This window comes from Sabulicella flocculans (assembly GCF_045449635.1).
GTDB lineage: Bacteria > Pseudomonadota > Alphaproteobacteria > Acetobacterales > Acetobacteraceae > Roseococcus.
In genome coordinates, this window is the sequence record NZ_JBJJBR010000053.1 from 1 (window position 1) to 1,289 (window position 1,289).

The window sequence follows — 1,289 nt, forward strand, 5'->3', positions numbered from 1 at the left end:
TCCAGGACGATCGCCTCGAATGCGACGTGTGGGGCTGGGCGGAGGGGTTCTCGTCCTGGCTCGTCGATCACGTGGTGATCCCCGGCAGCCCGCGCGACCGGGAGCCCTGGGACGGACTGGCCAAGCTCCTGGCGCGAGACTGGCCGCGCCACGGCGGCGGCGCTATGCGCATCGCCCGGCTCTGCGTCGACACCGGCGGCCGCGACACCGCCGCCGTCTATGGCCACCTGCGTCGCCTACGGGATCCACGCATCGCGCCGACCAAGGGCGTGGACGGCTGGAACCGGGCGCAGCCGGTGCAGGGTCCGACGCCGGTGGATGCGCTGGTCGACGGCCGCAAGCTCCGCCGCGGCCTCAAGCTCTGGACCGTCTCGGTCTCGACCTGGAAGGCCGATCTTTATCGCCGGCTCTGGCTCGGCCGCGGCGATGCGGAGGGGTTCCCGCCCGGCTGGGTGCACCTGCCGCGCGGCGTCGAGGCCGAGTGGGTCAAGCAGCTCGTCGCCGAGCAGCTGCGCACGACGAAGGATCGGCGCGGCTTCGCGCGGCAGGAATGGGCCAAACTGCGGGAGCGCAACGAGGCGCTGGACTGCGCAGTGCTGGCGCGTGCCGCGCTCTGGCTGTTGGGCGCGGATCGCTACGGCGATCGGTTCTGGGCGCAGCTGCGTGAGCAGATCGCCGATGCGCCGCTGGTGCTGTCACAGCCCGAGCCGCCGCCTGCAGCCCCATCGCCGGCAACTCCCCCGCCGACGACCACGCGCCCCACCACCTGGCTCGCCCCGCGCAGCAACTGGCTGCGCTGACCGCTTCACCGCAGGCAGGCCCGGTGGCCGCGCCCGGCTCATTCCCGGGACCGGCGGGGTTCAACTCCCCGGCCTGCACCCTTCGCGGAGACCACCCCATGCTCATCGCCGACCAGGACTGGGGCGCGCCCCCGGTCAGCTTCGCGGACGCCTTCCTGGACCCGTCCGGCCGCCTCAAGACCGCCCGCAGCCAGAACATCTACGACGTCGACTTCGAGTACGGCCTCCAGCCGCTGCGCTGGGAGAACTTCACCGCGGGCGGCGCCACCATCCTCCACATGCCGCAGGAGGGCGGCGTGCGCATGCGCTGCCCCGCGGCCGGCGACATCGCGATCCGCCAGTCGCGCCCCTATTTCCGCTACCAGCCCTCCAAGGGCATCTATGCCTCCGCCGCCGTGCTGTTCGGCGCGCCGCCGCCCTTCACGTCGATGCAGCGCCGCGTCGGCCTGTTCGACAGCGACAATGGCGTGTTCTTCGAGCAGGATTGGG

Annotated in this window: 2 protein-coding genes; both read left to right on the plus strand. The window is 72.5% G+C overall.

Annotated features, from left to right (window positions below; translation table 11 throughout):
• On the plus strand, positions 1-800 hold an 800-nt coding region (locus ACI6QG_RS19535), incomplete at its 5' end, for a terminase gpA endonuclease subunit (protein WP_407026253.1).
• Between the two features lie 98 nt (positions 801-898).
• Positions 899-1,289: hypothetical protein (locus ACI6QG_RS19540; protein WP_407026254.1), on the plus strand; the 391-nt coding region annotated here is incomplete at its 3' end.